Here is a 1,385-nt window from a genome sequence, read left to right as displayed (position 1 = left end):
GATTTATAGGAGGAGCGCAGAAACTTCTGTGCTTTTTTGTCATTCTATTTTTGAATGGATATCGATAATTTATTGGTATTTTGATTATGGCACACACAGGATTATGATGGAAGGAAGGTAGCAATCAACAGGAATCAGCCTAAGAAATGGAGAGGAAGTCAAGTGAGTGTCCTGTTTTTGATCGTATTGAATGTCATTGTGCCGGTCTTTTTCCTGATAGGGGCTGGAGCCATTCTTCATCGTAAATTCAAGCTCGATATGAATACATTATCTAAATTGAATCACTTCCTGCTCATGCCGGCCATCAGCTTTGTCAATATTTATCAAAGCGATATCGGCGGGGGGATGGTTGTCCAAATATTTAGCTTCCTAGCCCTGCAAGCGGTAAGCCTCATCTTGGTAAGTACCGTGGTTGCCAAGCTTGCCAGGTTTGATCAAAGTCTCTCTGCCACGTTTAAAAATAGTGTGGTTCTGAATAATTCAGCCAACTTCGGACTGCCCGTCAGCCAGATGGTTTTTCATGGGAATCCACTTGGCCTGTCGATCCAGGTCATCGTGATCATATTTCAAAACCTGTTGAGCTATACGTACGGTTTGATGAATTCCGTTTCCGTCCATACAAAAAGTGCAAAGGGGGCCATTCGGGAATTTTTGAAAAACCCAATCATTTATGCTCTCTTACTCGGGTTTCTTTTACAGGCTGCGTCCTTTGATATCCCTTTGTTTTTATGGACCCCGATCGATAATATCGCCAGTGCATTCATCGCCATTGCCCTGATCACCTTGGGTGCACAGAGTGCCTACTTGAAAATAACGCATTTCCCGCTTCCGCTTATCCTTAGCTTGATTGGACGGTTGATCCTTTCTCCATCCATCGCTTTCCTTATCATTCTCATGCTGGGCTTGGAGGGGACTGTCGCCCAAGGGTTATTTATCGCAAGCTCATTTCCGACCTCAAGAAACAGCGCATTATTCGCCTTGGAATATGACAACCACCCGGAGTATGCGGCACAGGCCGTCCTGATGTCCACCGTATTCAGCTGCATAACGGTAACATTGGTCGTGTATCTATCGAAAATATTATTCTAGCAAGGCCTGCTTTTATAAGGGGGCCTTTTCCCCTTGTCCGCCCATAAAACTTTATGAACAATATGGGTGTTATGCAAGTTATGTTGTTTAGGTGGATAATGAAAGAAAGGGCTTGGATTTTTGTAGAATATAGAAAACGCTTTCAAAAAGGGGGATTCATATGTTTTCTCGCAAAAAGGTTTCGGCAATTATATTGGCAGGTTCATTGGCATTAAGTTTAGGGGCATGCAGCAGCAGTAGCTCGGATACATCCGGAGAAAAGAAGGAAAGTACAGGTTATCCGAAAAAGGCGATAT

At 43.5% G+C, this 1,385-nt stretch carries 1 protein-coding gene; it reads left to right on the top strand.

Annotation, left to right across the window (positions count from 1 at the left end):
- The first annotated feature begins 162 nt into the window (after positions 1-162).
- Positions 163-1,089 (top strand): AEC family transporter, encoded by a 927-nt coding sequence (locus CVN76_RS21275; RefSeq protein WP_100532961.1) that lies wholly within the window; start codon positions 163-165, stop codon positions 1,087-1,089.
- Positions 1,090-1,385: the final 296 nt, after the last annotated feature.

Source organism: Bacillus sp. mrc49 (genome assembly GCF_002803435.1).
Note: the sequence above shows the minus strand (reverse complement) of the source record. Positions and strands in the feature narration are given on the sequence as shown.